This is a genomic window from Rhodoplanes azumiensis (genome assembly GCF_042682915.1).
GTDB classification, from domain to species: domain Bacteria; phylum Pseudomonadota; class Alphaproteobacteria; order Rhizobiales; family Xanthobacteraceae; genus Rhodoplanes; species Rhodoplanes azumiensis.
The window spans coordinates 38294-54336 of the sequence record NZ_JBHUIW010000024.1 but is presented as its reverse complement, the minus strand read 5'-3'; the positions used below and the strand labels follow the sequence as shown (position 1 = coordinate 54336).

Annotated in this window: 13 protein-coding genes; 11 read left to right on the top strand and 2 right to left on the bottom strand. The window is 70.3% G+C overall.

Annotation, left to right across the window (positions count from 1 at the left end; translation table 11 throughout):
* Positions 1–4 precede the first annotated feature (4 nt).
* On the top strand, positions 5–3187 hold the full coding sequence (locus ACFSOX_RS18515) for an efflux RND transporter permease subunit (protein WP_378479301.1): 3183 nt from the start codon (positions 5–7) through the stop codon (positions 3185–3187).
* A 191-nt stretch (positions 3188–3378) separates the two neighbouring features.
* Here the strand turns inward: ACFSOX_RS18515 and ACFSOX_RS18510 are convergent, their stop codons facing one another.
* A complete protein-coding gene (locus tag ACFSOX_RS18510; protein WP_378479300.1) occupies positions 3379–3726 on the bottom strand; it encodes a hypothetical protein in 348 nt (115 codons plus the stop codon).
* A gap of 119 nt (positions 3727–3845) precedes the next feature.
* Between ACFSOX_RS18510 and ACFSOX_RS18505 the strand changes: the two genes are divergently transcribed.
* The 4 genes from ACFSOX_RS18505 (at position 3846) to ACFSOX_RS18490 (ending at position 9148) form a co-directional block, all read left to right on the top strand.
* A complete protein-coding gene (locus ACFSOX_RS18505; protein ID WP_378479299.1) occupies positions 3846–6149 on the top strand; it encodes a xanthine dehydrogenase family protein molybdopterin-binding subunit in 2304 nt (767 codons plus the stop codon).
* Positions 6150–6371: 222 nt separating this feature from the next.
* Positions 6372–6824, top strand: coding sequence for a c-type cytochrome (locus ACFSOX_RS18500; RefSeq protein WP_378479298.1), 453 nt, complete (start codon positions 6372–6374; stop codon positions 6822–6824).
* Positions 6825–6830: 6 nt separating this feature from the next.
* Complete coding sequence (locus tag ACFSOX_RS18495) at positions 6831–7751, top strand: c-type cytochrome (protein WP_378479297.1); 921 nt, start codon at positions 6831–6833, stop codon at positions 7749–7751.
* Between the two features lie 452 nt (positions 7752–8203).
* Complete coding sequence (locus ACFSOX_RS18490) at positions 8204–9148, top strand: DMT family transporter (protein WP_378479296.1); 945 nt, start codon at positions 8204–8206, stop codon at positions 9146–9148.
* A gap of 12 nt (positions 9149–9160) precedes the next feature.
* Here ACFSOX_RS18490 and ACFSOX_RS18485 read toward each other — a convergent pair whose 3' ends face one another.
* Complete coding sequence (locus tag ACFSOX_RS18485; protein ID WP_378479295.1) at positions 9161–9397, bottom strand: Lrp/AsnC ligand binding domain-containing protein; 237 nt, start codon at positions 9395–9397, stop codon at positions 9161–9163.
* Positions 9398–9724: 327 nt separating this feature from the next.
* Here ACFSOX_RS18485 and thiM point away from each other — a divergent pair, with 327 nt between their 5' ends.
* From thiM to ACFSOX_RS18455, 6 genes are all read left to right on the top strand, one after another.
* A complete protein-coding gene (gene thiM, locus ACFSOX_RS18480) occupies positions 9725–10474 on the top strand; it encodes a hydroxyethylthiazole kinase (protein ID WP_378479294.1) in 750 nt (249 codons plus the stop codon).
* Positions 10475–11134 (top strand): thiamine phosphate synthase, encoded by a 660-nt coding sequence (thiE, locus tag ACFSOX_RS18475; protein WP_378479293.1) that lies wholly within the window; start codon positions 10475–10477, stop codon positions 11132–11134.
* Positions 11131–11976 carry a bifunctional hydroxymethylpyrimidine kinase/phosphomethylpyrimidine kinase gene (thiD, locus tag ACFSOX_RS18470; RefSeq protein WP_378479292.1) on the top strand — a complete coding sequence of 282 codons (846 nt, stop codon included), beginning with the start codon at positions 11131–11133 and terminating at the stop codon, positions 11974–11976. The genes thiE and thiD overlap by 4 nt, the downstream gene beginning before the upstream one ends.
* 299 nt (positions 11977–12275) lie before the next feature.
* Positions 12276–13352 (top strand): TRAP transporter substrate-binding protein, encoded by a 1077-nt coding sequence (locus ACFSOX_RS18465; protein WP_378479291.1) that lies wholly within the window; start codon positions 12276–12278, stop codon positions 13350–13352.
* A gap of 162 nt (positions 13353–13514) precedes the next feature.
* Positions 13515–14381 carry a fumarylacetoacetate hydrolase family protein gene (locus ACFSOX_RS18460; protein ID WP_378479290.1) on the top strand — a complete coding sequence of 289 codons (867 nt, stop codon included), beginning with the start codon at positions 13515–13517 and terminating at the stop codon, positions 14379–14381.
* Between the two features lie 347 nt (positions 14382–14728).
* Positions 14729–15958: a LeuA family protein gene (locus tag ACFSOX_RS18455; protein ID WP_378479289.1), complete on the top strand. Its 1230-nt coding sequence runs from the start codon at positions 14729–14731 to the stop codon at positions 15956–15958.
* Positions 15959–16043 lie beyond the last annotated feature (85 nt).

Genomic DNA, 16043 nt, shown 5'->3' with positions numbered 1-16043 from the left:
CGCGATGAAGCTCACTCATTTTTTCATCGAGCGGCCGATCTTCGCGTCGGTCGTCTCGATCGTCATCGTGATCCTGGGCGCGGTCGCGTATCTGCGGCTGCCCGTCGCCCAGTATCCGGAGATCGCCCCGCCCGTCATCAACGTGACGGGCCAGTATCCGGGCGCCAGCGCCGAGACGGTCGCCGAGACGGTCGTGGCGCCGATCGAGCAGCAGATCAACGGCGTCGAGGGGATGCTCTACATCTCTTCGAACTCGACCGCCGACGGCCGCTTCTCGATCGCCGTGACGTTCAACATCGGCGTCAATCTCGACATCGCCCAGGTGCAGGTGCAGAACCGCGTCGCGGTGGCGCAGCCGCGCCTGCCCATCCAGGTCCAGCAGATCGGCGTGACGGTCAACAAGGCCTCGCCCGACATCCTGATGGTGGTGAACCTCTATTCGCCCGACAGCTCGCGCGACACCCTGTTCATCTCCAACTTCGCCAACATCCAGGTGAAGGACGTGCTGTCGCGCGTCGACGGCGTCGGCTCGATCACGGTGTTCGGCAGCCGCGACTACGCGATGCAGATCTGGCTCGATCCCGACCGGCTGCAGTCGCTCAACCTTACGGCCCAGGACGTCACGGCGGCCCTGCAGGCGCAGAACATCCAGGTCGCGTCGGGTGTGCTCAACCAGCCGCCGGTGCCCGAGCAGCTCGCCTTCCAGGTCGCGGTGCGCACGCTCGGCCGCCTGTCCGACCCGGTCGAGTTCGCCAACGTCGTGGTCAAGCAGACCGAGACGGCCGTCGTCCGCATCAAGGACATCGGCCGCGTCGAGCTGACCGCGCAGGACTACTCCTCGACCTCCTATCTCGATCGCCAGCCTTCCGTTGCGCTCGGCGTGTTCCAGCGTCCGGGCTCGAACGCGCTGACCACGGGCCAAGGCGTCGTCGCCACCATGGAGCGCCTCGCCCCCGGCTTCCCGCAGGGCGTCAAGCACGCCATCATCTACAATCCGACCTTGTTCATCGCCGAGTCGGTGCGCGCCGTGGTCGAGACGATCTTCGAGGCGGCCATCCTGGTCGTGCTCGTCGTGATCCTGTTCCTGCAGACCTGGCGGGCCGCCGTCATCCCGATCCTGGCGATTCCGATCTCGCTCGTCGGCACGTTCTTCGTGATGAGCCTGTTCGGCTTCTCGCTCAACAACCTGTCGCTGTTCGGCCTGGTGCTGGCGATCGGCATCGTGGTCGACGACGCGATCGTCGTGGTCGAGAACGTCGAGCGCAACATCTCGACCGGGATGAGCCCGCGCGACGCCGCCCACAAGACCATGGACGAGGTCGGCGGCGCGCTCGTCGCCATCGCGCTCGTGCTCTCCGCCGTGTTCGTGCCGACCGCCTTCATCACCGGCATCTCGGGGCAGTTCTACCAGCAGTTCGCGCTCACCATCGCGGGCTCGACCCTGATCTCGCTGCTCGTCTCGCTGACGCTGTCGCCGGCGCTGTGCGCGCTGCTCCTCAAGCCGCACGACCCGCGCCACCACGAGCGCTGGTTCGAGAAGCCCGTCCACGGCTTCTTCCGCCTGTTCAACCGTGGCTTCGACGCGGTCGCGAACGGCTACGCCTGGCTCGCCGGCCGGGTCGTCCGCCTCACCGTGCTGATGCTGCTCGCCTACGCGGGCGTGCTCGCCTTCGGCCTCAACGAGTTCAGCCACACGCCGCGCGGATTCATTCCGCAGCAGGATCGCGGCTACCTGATCGTCGCCGCGCAGCTGCCGCCGGGCGCCTCGCTGCAGCGGACCGATGCGGTGATGAAGCGCGCCGCCGACCTGGCGCTGGAGACGCCCGGCGTCGGCCACGCCATCAACATCGTCGGCTTCTCGGGCGCGACCTTCACCAACGCCCCCAATGCCGGCGCCATGTTCCTGATCCTCGAGCCGTTCGAGAAGCGGGTCGACGATCCGGCCAAGAGCGCGACCGGCATCCAGACCGCGCTGTTCCGCAAACTCGCCGCCATCCAGGACGCCTTCATGGTCGTCGTGCTGCCGCCGCCCGTGCAGGGCATCGGCAACGCGGGCGGCTACCGCATGATGGTGCAGGACCGCGACGGCGTCGGCTCGCAGGCGCTGCTCGGTGCCGTCTACGCCATGATGGGCCGCGCCGCGCAGACGCCGGGCCTCAAGCAGGTCTACTCGCTGTTCGAGACCTCGACGCCGCAGCTCTATCTCGACATCGACCGCACCAAGGCGCAGCTCCTCGGCGTCAACATGGCCGACGTGTTCAGCACCCTGCAGGTCTATATCGGGTCGTCCTACGTCAACGACTTCAACCTGTTCGGCCGCACCTTCCGGGTGCAGGCGCAGGCCGATGCCGAGCATCGCCTGGAGGCCAAGGACGTGCTCGCCCTGCGGGTGAAGAACTCGCGCGGCGAGACCGTGCCGATCGGCTCGTTCACCACGGTGCGCGACATCTCCGGACCCTACCGGGTGCCGCGCTACAACCTCTATCCGGCCGCCGAGCTCGACGGCGATTCCGCGCCCGGCACCTCGCAGGGGCAGGCGATCGCCATCATGGAGAAGCTCGCCGCCGAGACGCTGCCGCCCGGCATCGGCTACGAGTGGACCGGCCTCGCCTATCAGCAGCTCAAGGCGGGCGACACCGCGCTGTTCGCCTTCGGGCTCGGCGTCGTGTTCGTGTTCCTGGTGCTCGCCGCCCAGTACGAGAGCCTGACGCTGCCGCTCGCCGTCATCATGATCGTGCCGATGTGCCTGGTCGCGGCGATCACGGGCGTCATCCTGCGCGGCCAGGACAACAACATCCTCACCCAGGTCGGCTTCGTCGTGCTCATCGGACTGGCGGCCAAGAACGCGATCCTGATCGTCGAGTTCGCCCGCCAGCTCGAGGACGAGGGCCGCGACCGCCGGGCCGCCGCCGTCGAGGCGGCGCGGTTGCGCCTGCGGCCGATCCTGATGACGTCGCTCGCCTTCATCCTCGGCGTGGTGCCGCTGGTGTGGGCGACCGGCGCCGGCGCCGAGTTGCGCCAGGCGCTCGGCACCGCGGTGTTCTCGGGGATGATCGGCGTCACCACGTTCGGCCTGATCTTCACGCCGGCCTTCTACGTGGTGGGAAGCTGGCTGTCCGGCCTGACCGGCGGGCGCCGCGAGGCGTCCGCTCCGCACGGCACGCCCAGCGGCCAGCCGGCGGAGTGATCCGCCGGTCGAGCTTCGGGCGTCTCCCGGTTTTCGATAGCATGCCCCGGGCAAGGCGCGGCAGGCCGAAGGCTTGATTCACCGCCGAGCCCAGGCCCAGGGGCGGCAGGCCCGCGCTTCAATGCGTCGCCCAGGATCACGGTTCGCGGCGTTGCGCCGCGCCCGGGACACGAAACCTTCTCGCGCGAACCTCAGCGCCCGTAGCCGCCGTAGCCGCCTCCAGTGCCGCCGCCACCGCCGAGATACTGGTGGTACTCGGGCGGCAGGTACTGCTTGGCGCGCCGGATCGCCTGCTGCTCGGACGCCGCCTGGCTGCGCTTCGCCTTGCGGGTCTTGCTCTTCGCCGCCTTCTTGTCGGGGCCGGCGGCCGGACCTGGCGCCGGATCGGCGGCGGCCGGCGCCGTCGCCGCGGGCGGATCGGCGGCGGTCCCGCCCGGAGCCTGGGCGACGGCGGTGGGGACGACGAGGATCGAGAGCGCCGCGGCGAGACCGCATGCGACGAAACGCCGGGGCCGGTGCTCGGATGCGACGGGATGCATGTAACCCTCCGAAACGACGTGTCCGCGTGCGCGTGACCGGGGGCGTCCGGCATTGATCCGCACCCTATCACGGCCCGTATGGGATACAATCTGGCGTCGCGGACGCAGGCGGGGATTCCATGATGAAGTTCGGACTGTCGCAGGCCGTCACCCGAAGCGAGGACCAAGCCTTCCTGTGCGGCGCCGGGCGCTACGTGGCGGACCTCGTGCCGGGTGACGCGCTGCGCGCCGTCGTGCTGCGCGCCCCGCACGCCCATGCCCGCATCCGGGCGATCGACACGGCCGCGGCCAGGGCGATGCGGGGCGTGCGCCTGATCCTGACCGCGGACGACGTCGCCGATCTCGGGCCGCTGCCGTGTCTCGGGATTCCGCGCGGCGTTTCGGTCGCACCGTCGCCGTGCCCGGTGCTGGTCGGCGACGTCGTCCGCCATGTCGGCGACGCCGTCGCCTTCGTGGTCGCCGACACGCTCGATCGCGCCCGCGACGCCGCCGAGGCGATCGTCGTCGACTGGGAGCCGCTGCCGCACGTCGTCGATCCCGCCGCGGCCGTGGCGGCGGATGCGCCTCCGGTGTGGCCGGGCCGCACCGGCAACGTCGCCTACACACAGACGCTGGGCGACGCCGAGGCGACCGCGAGGGCGTTCGCGCAGGCGGCGCACGTCGTCGAGTTGAAGCTCGTCAATCAGCGCCTCGTCGCCAACTACATGGACACCCGCGCCGTCACGGCCTCGATCGACCGCGCCGACGGCCGCATCACGTTGACGCTCGGCAGCCAGGGCTCGCACACGGTGCGCGACATCCTGGCCGGCCAGGTGCTGCGCATCCCGCCCGAACGGCTGCGGGTGATCACGCCGGATGTCGGCGGCGGCTTCGGGACGAAACTGTTTCCGTATCGCGAATACGCGCTCGCCGCCGTCGCGGCGGAGCGGCTCGGCCGCACGGTGAGCTGGGTCGCCGACCGCGCCGACCACTTCGTCGGCGACAGCCACGGTCGCGCCAACGTGACGACGGCGCGGCTGGCGCTCGATCGCGATCACCGGTTCCTCGCGCTCGACGTCGACATGATCTGCGACATGGGCGCGTATCTCTCCTGCTTCGCGCCCTACATCCCGTTCGCCGGCGCCGGCCTGCTGCCGGGCGTCTACGCGCTGCCGGCGTGTCATGTGCGCATCCGCGGCGTCCACACCAACACGGTGCCGGTCGATGCCTATCGCGGGGCGGGGAGGCCGGAGGCGGCCTACGTGATCGAGCGGCTGGTCGACACCGCGGCGCGCGACCTCGGCGTCGCGCCGGACGCGCTGCGGCGCAAGAACTTCGTCGCGCCGGGCGCGATGCCCTACACGACCGCGACCGGCAAGGTCTACGACTCCGGCGACTTCGCCGCCCACATGGCGCGCGCCCAGGAGATCGCCGACTGGACGGGCTTCGCGCATCGCGCCGCGATCGCGCGCCATCGTGGCAAGCTGCGCGGAATCGCGCTCGCCACCTATGTGGAGGCCTGCGGCACGGTCGGGCCGGAGACCGCGACCCTGCGGCTCGACCGCGACGGCGTCGTCACCGTGCTGATCGGGTCGCAATCGACCGGGCAGGGCCACGCGACCGCCTACGCCCAGATCGTGGCCGAGCATCTCGGCCTGCCGCCGTCGCGGGTGCGGGTCGTTCAGGGCGACACCGACGCGATCGCGACCGGCGCCGGCACGGGCGGCTCGAGCTCGATCCCGTGCGGCGGCGTCGCCCTCGACGGCGCCGCCCGGAAGCTCGCCGAGGTCGTCAAGGCCATCGCGGCCGACGCGCTGGAGGCTGCACCGGCCGACATCGAACTCGCCGACGGCGTGGTGCGCATCGCCGGCACCGACCGCACGATCAGCTTCGCCGGCGTGGCGACGGCGCCTGCCGCGACCCCCGCGCGTCTCACCGTCGCCGACACGTTCCGCCCCACCGCCGCGACCTATCCGAACGGCACCCACCTGGCCGAGGTCGAGATCGATCCGGAGACCGGCGCGGTCGAGATCGTCCGCTACGTCATCGTCGACGACGTCGGCACGACCCTCAATCCGCTGCTGCTGGAAGGCCAGATCCACGGCGGCGCGGCGCAGGGCATCGGCCAGGCGCTGCTCGAGAACACCGTCTACGATTCGGATTCGGGCCAGCTCGTCACCGCGACGCTGCAGGACTACGCCCTGCCGCGCGCCGGCGATCTTCCCGCCTTCACGTTCGAGACCCGCAACGTGCGCTGCACCGCCAATCCGCTCGGCGTGAAGGGGGCCGGCGAGGCCGGCACCATCGGGGCGGCCCCGGCCGTGATCAACGCCGTGGTCGACGCCCTGTGGCGCGCCCATCGCATCCGCGAGATCGACATGCCGGCGAGTCCGCAGGCGATCTGGGCGTCGCTGCGTGACCCCGCGCGCATGCACACGCTGTGATGCTCCGAGGGGGACGCCACTGCGGCCGTGACGCCACGGTCCGGCCCCTGCGTCATCAAGACACCGTCGCGAAGTCGTGATCCGAGGCTGGAACGCCCTGTCGTGCCACGGTACGTATTTGTCAGTACACCTCGTGCCCGGGCCGCCGCACGGTCGGCGTATCGCCCGGGCCGGCTCCCCGCCGGTGTCGAACGACTTCGATCACACCAAGCAGGAGACCTCATGACGAAGCGTCTGATCCTTGCCGCTGCCGTGCTCGGGCTGGGGCTGAGCACAGCCCTCGGCCAGGCCGACGTCGTGCGCGAACGGGCCATGCTGATGTACGAGCAGGGCGAAGCCTTCTACGCGACGCTCAACAGCATGGCTCGCGGCCGCATGGCCTACGATCAGGCCAAGGTCGATGCGGCCATGAAAGTTCTGCTCGAATCGGCCGAGAAGCTGCAGACCCTCTATCCGCCGAACGCGCGGGGCCAGTCGCCGGAGGCCGATTACTTCGCCAATGCCAAGGCGTTCGAGAACAAGGCCGACTTCGACGCCCGCCTCGCCAAGATGAAGGCCGAGATCGTCGCCAACGCGCCGAAGGCCAAGAGCCTCGACGGGCTGAAGGAGGCGGTCGGGGCCATCGGCCAGACCTGTTCCGGCTGCCACGAGCTCTACCGGGCCAAGAAGGGCTGATCGCCGGTGCGCCGTCTGCGCATCCTCGCGATCGCCGCGGCGCTGGTCCTGGGGACCGGCGTCGCGGTGTTCTTCGTCCTCACCGAGCCGACCCGCGTCGCCGCGACCTCGCTCGGTCCGCACACGCCGAACCTCGACAACGGCCGCGCGATGTTCTTCGCCGGCGGCTGCGCCTCGTGCCACGCGTCGTCGAAGGACGACCCGACGCGGCTCGGCGGCGGCGCGCCGCTGCATTCGCCCTTCGGCACCTTCTACGCGCCCAACATCTCGCCCGATCCGGCCGACGGCCTCGGTCGCTGGAGCGAGGCCGACTTCGTCTCCGCCATGCAGGACGGCACCTCGCCCGACGAGCGCCACTACTACCCGGCCTTCCCCTACACGTCCTACCAGCGCATGGAGACGGGCGATCTTCGCGATCTTTTCGCCTATATCCGGACGCTGCCGGCCGTCGCGGGCCGGGCGCCGGAGCATGCGCTGCCGTTCCCGTTCTCGGTGCGGCGCGCCGTCGGCCTGTGGAAGATGCTCCATCTCGACGGCCGGCCGTTCCGGCCCGATCCGTCGAAGTCGGCGGCGTGGAACCGCGGCGCCTATCTGGTCAACGGCCCCGGCCACTGCGCCGAGTGCCACTCGCCGCGCAACATGCTCGGTGGTCTCGTCGAGGCGCAGCGCTTCGCCGGCGGCCCGAACCCGGACGGCGAGGGGTGGATCCCCAACATCACCGGCAAGGGGCTCGCCAAGTGGTCGGCCGGCGACGTCGCCTACATGCTGGAGACCGGCGATCTGCCGGACGGCGACTCGGTCGGCGGCACCATGGCGGCCGTGGTCCGCAACACCGCGAAGCTCACGCCCGAGGACCGCGCCGCCATGGCCGAGTACCTGAAGTCGCTGCCCGCGGTCGACGGCCCGCCGCGCCCGGAGCGGAAGTGACAGGCCCGTCGTTCCGGGGCCGGCCGAAGGCCGGAGCCCGGAACCCATAACCCCTGTCTCTCGTAGGCCACGACACCGGGGGTATGGATTCCGGGCTCGCCGCTTCGCGGCGCCCCGGAATGACGAACTCTGCAAAGCCTTCGCAATCGCGGAGCACGACGGCGCCTCTCGCGTCGGCCCCGCACATCCGCCTCGCGCCATGAGTTGTTTTCGGAACCCGAGGACCGTGCGACAAGGGAGGCCCGCGTCGCGTCGCCACCCGCCCCCACCCATGATCTCCACGGCCAACGAGTCCGACGGTCTCCGTCACCCTGCGGTGCCCGGCCGCGCCGGGCCTGTAGTGCCCGGCCACGCCGGGCCTCGAAGGATGACGGCCCGTGCAGGGGCAGCATCCTTCGAGGCTCGCTTCGCGAGCACCTCGGGATGACGGGTCGGAGTCCGAGGCTGCTGGTATGAGCCTGCACGCCGCCATTCTGGTCAAGATCGTCTCGGTGTTGCTGTTCGCGGTGATGTCGGCGCTGGTCCGTTATCTCGGCGAGGCCGGGATTCCGCTCGGCCAGGTGGTGTTCTTCCGCAGCCTGTTCGCGCTGGTCCTGATCATCGCCCTCTACGCGGCCCGGAACGAGATCGGCGCGGCGGTGCGCACCAGCCGGTTGCTCGGCCATGTCGGTCGCGGCAGCATCGGGGTGGCCGGCATGTTCCTCAACTTCGCCGCGCTGCAGCGGCTGCCGCTGGTCGACGCGACCGCGATCACGTTCGCGGCGCCGTTGATCACGGTCGCGCTCGCGGCGATCGTGCTCTCCGAGCGGGTGCGGGCCTATCGCTGGACGGCGGTCGGGGTCGGCTTCGTCGGCGTCGTGGTGATGCTGTGGCCCTATCTCGGGCTCGGACGGCTCGTCACGGCGGCCTCGGCAGCGGCGACGGTCGGGGCGATGTGCGCGGTCGCCTCCGCCTTCTCGAACGCCTTCGCGGTGATCCAGACGCGTCGCCTGACCGACAGCGAGACGACCTCGTCGATCGTCTTCTACTTCTCGCTGATCTGCACGATCGCGGGCGGTGTCGTGCTGCCCTTCGTGTGGATCACGCCGTCGCTGCCGCAGCTCGTCGCGCTGATCGGCGTCGGGCTCCTCGGCGGTGCGTCGCATCTTCTGCTCACCGAAAGTTACCGCTACGCGCCCGCCTCCGTGATGGCGCCGTTCGACTATCTGGCGCTCTTGTTCGCCTTCCTGATCGGCTGGGTCGTGTTCGGCGAGATCCCGACCGGCTGGGCCTATGCGGGGGCCGGCATCGTGGTGCTGTCGGGCCTGTTCGTCATCTGGCGCGAGCGTCGCCTCGCCGCCCAGCGCCGCAAGGCGGCGAAGCCCGACGAGCCGGCGAAGCCCGACGACGCCGCGTGAGCGCGGCGCGGCTCAGAACGCCTTGAACGTGATGATCGTCTTGGTGTCGACGATGCCCGGGATCGTCTGCACCTTCTCGTTGACGAAGTGGCCGATGTCGGTGCCCGGCTCGACGTAGAACTTCACCAGGAGATCGTAGTCGCCGGCCGTGGAGTAGATCTCGGAAGCGATCTCGGCGTCCGCGAGCTGGTTGGCGACCTGGTACGACTTGCCGAGGTTGCACTTGATCTGCACGAAGAACGGAATCATCGGCTTTCCCTCGGGCCCCGCGGCGCTGCGCCGCCTATCGCGCCGCGCCGCGGCACGGTCGCCGCAATCGAGCAAAACCGGACCGATTTGACAAGCGAGACGGGCGGCGCGGCCGCCTTGCGCGGGGCCGGGGGAGGGACTAGTTTCGCCTTTGATCTCAGCGGGGTGTCCGGCCGAATCCGCGTCCGGGCTGAGAGGCGGAGCCGGCTCCTGCGGGCCGGCGTGCCAACCCGTCGAACCTGATCCGGGTCATGCCGGCGGAGGGATCTCGAGATGACGCGAACGGGCGACGACGCCCCTGTCCACGGGCGCCCCGATACAGGCGAGTTGGTCGCACGCGCCGCCGACGCGCTCGACGCGCTGCGGGCGAAGCGGCCGCGGGTCCACTGCATCACCAACACGGTCGCCCACACCTACACGGCCAACCTGCTGCTCGCCGCCGGCGCGGTCCCGTCGATGACCATCGCGCCGGACGAGATCGCCGCCTTCGTGGCCGGCGCCGACGCGCTCGTCGTCAACATCGGCACGCTCGACGAGACACGTCGCACCGCCATCGGGATCGCCATCGATGCCGCCACCGAGGCCGGCATCCCCTGGGTGCTCGATCCGGTGTTCGTCGATCGCTCGCCGGGCCGCGCCACCTTCGGCAAGGCGTTGCTCGCCATGCGCCCGAGCGTGCTGCGGCTGAACCCGGCCGAGTTCGCCGCGCTGTCCGGCCTGTCGGCCGAGGCGGACCATCTCCCGGGCTTCGCGCGCGAGAATCAGGCGGTCGTGGCGCTCACCGGGGAGACCGACCAGGTCGCCGACGCGGCCCGGTGCGCCGCGGTCGCCAACGGCCACCGCTGGATGGCGCGTATCACCGCCATGGGCTGCGCCGGCGCGGCGCTGGTCGCCGCCTTCGCGGCCGTCGACGAGGATCCCTGGCACGCCACGGTCGCGGCGCTCGTCGCGCTCGGTGTCGCGGCGGAGCGGGGCGCGGTGGTGTCGAGCGGCCCCGGCACGCTTGCCGTGCGGCTTCTCGACACGCTGTTCGATCTCGATCGCAAGGATCTGCTGGAGCAGGCGAAGGTGAGCTGAATGACCGTCGACGTGCGTCTCAACGCCATCCTGGATCCGGAGCGGGCCGGTGGGCGCCCGCTCGTCGATCTCGCCCGCGCCGTGGCGGCGGGCGGGGCGACGCTCGTGCAGCTGCGCGACAAGCACGGCAGCACCCGCCGCATGGTCGAGGCGGCGCGTGCGCTGATCGACGTGCTGGCGCCGTTCGGCGTGCCACTGGTGATCAACGACCGCGTCGACGTGGCGCTCGCGGCGGGGGCCGCCGGCGTCCATGTCGGCCCCGACGACATGACCGTGGAGGATGTGCGCGCGGTCCTGGGACCGGGCGCCATCGTCGGCCACTCGATCAAGACGCTCGACCAGGCCGAGCGGGTGCCGTTGGACCTCCTCGACTACGCCGGCGTCGGCGGCGTCTACACGACCCTGTCGAAGGACAATCCCGCCCCACCGATGGGTCCGGAGGGGCTCGCGAAGATCCGTGCGGTGCTGCGCCGGCGGGCGCCGGCGATGCCGGTGGTCGGCATCGCCGGCATCGCGATCGGCAACGCCGCCCCGGTGGTCGCGGCCGGTGCCGACGGCGTCGCCGTCATCTCGGCGCTGTCGCTTTCGCCCGATCCGGAGGCCGCGGCCCGCACGCTGCGGGCGATCGTCGACGGCGTCTTGGCGGAGCGCGCCGCGTGACGACCTCGCTCCCCGTCACGCCGCTCACCGTCACGCCGATCGCCAAGACGCCGATCGCCGTCACGGTCGCGGGCTCGGATTCGAGCGGCGGCGCCGGCATCCAGGCGGACCTGAAGACCTTCTCGGCACTCGGCGTCTACGGCGCCTCGGTGATCGCCGCGCTGACCGCGCAGAACACCCGCGGCGTCACGGCGATCCACGACGTGCCGCCGGAGTTCATCGCCGCGCAGATCGACGCGGTGTTCTCCGATCTCGCCGTCACGGCCGTGAAGATCGGCATGCTGTCGGTGCCGGCCGCGATCGTCGCGGTGGCGGCCGGGCTCGATCAGCATCGGGCTCGCAACGTCGTGCTCGATCCGGTGATGATCTCGACCAGCGGGGCGCGCCTCTTGGCGCCGGAGGCGGTCGACACGCTGATCCGCCTCCTGCTGCCGCGCGCCGATCTGATCACGCCGAACCTGCCGGAGGCGGCGGCGCTGCTCGACACGGGCGTCGCGACGACCGAGGCCGAGATGCGCGGGCAGGGCGAGGCGCTGCTCGCGCGCGGTGCCCGCGCCGTGCTGATCAAGGGCGGTCATGGCGAAGGCGCGGAGAGCGCCGACCTCCTGGTGACGCGTGAGGGCGTGACCCGCTTCGCGGCGCCCCGCGTCGCCACGCGGAACACGCACGGCACCGGCTGCACGCTCTCCTCGGCGGTCGCGGCCGGCCTCGCCAAGGGGCAGCCGCTCGCCGATGCCGTCGGCGCCGCGAAGGACTACGTCGCCGCCGCGATCGCGGCCGCCGACCGCCTGACCATCGGCACCGGCTTCGGCCCGATCCATCATTTTCACCGGTGGTGGTGAACGCGACGAATGGCCTGTTTTGATGCATCCGTCGTGAAGCTCCGGGCTGGCGGCATTCTCCGGTTCACCTCTCCCCGCCGGGGAGAGGTCGGATCTCACGCAGATGCGCGAGATCCGGGTGAGGGGGTGCCGAGTTCTCCGACAAACTCCGTAAACCCTCACCCCGGTCGCGAGCTTTGCTCGCGCCCGACCCTCTCCCTCAGGGAGAGGGTACGAAGGCCGCTGCATAGCTGGATCATCATTCGATACGAGTGTGCGGCCACCCGAAACGACGGACGTCATGTGTTCAGGAGTCCGAGATGAAGAACCTCACCCGACGTCGTCTCGCCGGCGGGGCGCTCGGCGCCGCGGCGACCGTCGCCGCGCCCGCGGTGGCGCGGGCGCAGACCAGGCGCTGGCGGATGGTGACGTCGTGGCCGAAGCGGCTGCCCGGTCCCGGCATGTCGGCCGAGCGCATCGCCGAGCGCATCGCCGCGATGTCCGGTGGTCGGCTGCAGATCACGGTCCATGCCGCCGGCGAGGTGGTGCCGGCTTTCGAGGTGCTGGACGCGGTCGGGGGCGGTGTCGTCGAGATGGGCCACACGGCGGCGTTCTACTGGCAGGGCAAGCAGCCGGCGGCGGCGTTCTATACCACGGTGCCGTTCGGCCTGACGCCTGCCGAGCACGTCGCCTGGGTCGAGGCCGGCGGCGGCCAGGCGCTGTGGGACGAGCTCTACGCGCCGTTCGGGGTGAAGCCGTTCATGGGTGGCAACACCGGCGTCTGCATGGGCGGCTGGTTCCGCACCACGCTGAAGGGTCTCGCCGATCTGAGGGGCCTCAAGGTGCGCTCGCTCGGGCTCGGCGGCGAGGTGTATCGCCGGCTCGGCGCGACGCCGCAGACGACAGCGCCGGGCGAGATCCTGACCAGCCTTCAGTCCGGCGTGCTCGACGGCGCCGAGTTCGTCGGGCCCGGCACCGACATCGCGCTCGGCCTCTACCGGGTGGCGCCGCATTACTATGGTCCCGGCTTCAACAAGCCGAACGGCACCGGCGAATGCCTGGTCTCGCTCGCCGCCTGGACCAGCCTCGATCCCGACCTCAAGGCGATCGTCGCCCATGCCTGCGCGACCGAGGCGACCTTCGCGCTCTCCGAGATGGAGCGGCTCAACGCCGAGGCGCTGGCCGCGCTGATCGAGCGCCACAAGGTGAAGCTCGAGACCTTCCCGGACGAGATCGTCGCGGCGGCGCGCGGCCAGGCCGTGGACATTCTCGCCGAGGTCGCGGGGCGCAATCCGCTCGCCAAGAAGGTCCACGACTCCTACACGGCGTTCCGCGACCGCGTCGCCGGCTGGTCCCGCGTCTCGATCCGGGCCGTCCTGGAGGCCCGGGGGGCCTGAGCCTGCTGCATCGCAGCAGGACGGTGTGCATCGCCGCGAGCCTGGGCGTGCCGCGCCTTCCCCGGTCGGACCACTTGTCATACCATCCGGCCCGATCGGCCGTGCCGCGGCCGAGGGAAGCCGGCCGCTCCCGGCCCGGCAGGAAGGCCCAGCCCGGACATCATGCGTATCGCCGCCGTTCACGCCGCCGAGGGCAAGATCTTCGGCACCGTCGCGCACGACGAGTTTAGACCGATCCTGATCGACGGCGCCCCCGCCGTCGACCTGCGCGACGTGATCACGCTCCTCGACCGCGCGCCCGACGCGCTCCGCCACGGTCCCGCCACGCCGTTGTCGAGCCTGACGCTCGCCGCGCCGGTCGGGCCGCTGACCAAGAACGTGATCTGCGTCGGCAAGAACTATCACGAACATGCGAAGGAATTCGCCCAGAGCGGCGTCGACCAGTCGGGCGACAAGCAGGAGAGCCCGGAATTTCCGGTGGTCTTCACCAAGGCGACGTCGTCGCTCGCCGATCCGCTCCAGCCGGTGCCGGCCTCCGCCGATCCGACCGGCACGGTGGATTACGAGGGCGAGCTCGGCGTGGTGATCGGCCGGCGCTGCAGCAAGGTGACGGCCGCCGAGGCGCTCGACCACGTGTTCGGCTACACGGTGGTCAACGACGTGACGGCCCGCACCCTGCAGCAACGCCACAAGCAGTGGTTCCTCGGCAAGAGCCTGGACGGCTTCTGCCCGGTCGGCCCGTGGCTGGTGACGGCCGACGAGATGGGGCCGCTCGACGGGCAGATGCTCACCACCGTGGTCAACGGCGAGCGGCGGCAATCGGCGCCGCTCTCCGACATGATCTTCGACACCGCGACCATCATCGCCACCGTTTCGGCTTATGTGACGTTGGAGCCGGGCGATCTGATCGCCACCGGCACGCCGGCCGGTGTGGGGATCGGGTTCCGGCCGCCGCGTTATCTGGTGGCGGGCGACGTCGTCACGGTGTCGATCGAGGGCATCGGCGCACTGACGAATCCGATCGCCTGACATCACCCGCGTTTCGTCACCCGGACCGGCGAGGCCACAGACGTGCTGCACTGCGGCAGGCTCGCTGCGACGCCGCGCCGCGTTGCGCGTATCGACGCCCGCCGGCCGCGATCTTTCGCGGCTCTGCGGCTTTTGCAGAGGCCCCATGTCCGGCGTCTTTTGCATGACTGATCGGAGGATTGAGCAACGAGATCGCCCGACTTTTCCGGCGCGCGCGGAATCAAACTCTGTAGAGTACCGGCCCGAGGAGCGAAACGACGGCCGCGCCGAAAGGCGTGGCCGCAGCGGCCGACAGGCGCCGAGCAACGGCGCCGATCAACGAGACGCAGCGCGAGAGGAGCAGCCAGATGGCGACTGAGCCGTGGAAGGCCAAGGACTGGTTCGTGAGCCCGTGGAACTACGCCGACGAGGCCGTCAAGGATCTGAACTTCGCCAAGCAGATCAAGGTTCACGACGTCACGCTGCGCGACGGCGAGCAGCAGACCGGCGTGATCTTCTCCAAGGACGAGAAGATCAGGATCGCCGAGGCGCTGGCGGAAGCCGGCGTGCATCGCATCGAGGCCGGCATGCCGGTCGTCTCGGCGTCCGACAACGAGGCCATCAAGGAGATCGTGAAGCGCAATCTCGGCCCCGAGATCTTCGCCTTCGCGCGCTGCATGGTCGACGACGTGAAGCGGGCGATCGACACCGGCGTCAAGGGCGTCGTGATGGAGATCCCCTCCAGCATGCATCTGGTCGAGAACGCCTATCGCTGGAAGATGGAGAAGGCGATCGAGACTTCGATCGAATCGACCCGCTACGCCCACGACAACGGGCTCGAGGTGGTGTTCTTCCCGATCGACTTCTCGCGCGCCGAGCTGAAATGGGCGATCGACCTGATCGAGCGCGTCGGCAAGGAAGGCCATATGGACGCGGTGGCGCTGGTCGACACCTTCGGGGTGCTGTCGCCGCACGCCGCCCGCTACTTCGCCCGCGAGGTGAAGAAGCGCCTGAACGTGCGGCTCGAGGCGCACTTCCACCAGGATTTCGGCATGGGCGTCGCCAACACCATCATGGCGCTCGCCGAGGGCGTCGAGGTGATGCACACGACCGTGCTGGGGATCGGCGAGCGCTCCGGCAACACGCCGATGGAAGAGGTCGTGATGGCGCTCAAGACCATGTACGGTCAGGACATCGGCATCGACACGACCAAGCTCACGCCGCTCGCCAATCTGGTGCAGCGGCTGGCCGGCGTGCAGGTGCCGAGCAACAAGGCGATCGTCGGCTCCGGCCTCTATCAGATCGAGTCCGGCATCATCGCGAGCTGGTTCAAGAACTGCGGCGAGCAGATGGCGACCGAATTGTTCCCGATCCGCTGGGACGCGGTCGGCCAGCCGCCCGCCGACATCGTGATGGGCAAGGGCTCGGGCATCGACTCGGTCAACATCTGGCTGCAGGATCTCGGCATGCAGGTGTCGGACGACGACGCCATGACGGTGTTGCAGGCCGTCAAGGCCTATTCGCTGAAGAACAAGAAGATGCTCTCGAAGGGCGAGTTCCGCGACCTCGCGAAGCGCGTCCTCGGCAAGGCGGCCTGAAGAGCCGCCGGCTCCGGGAGGTCCGGCGGGCGCGCCGCCGGGCGGCTCGTCCGGACGACAAACACCTGTCCAGAAAGAGCGGGCG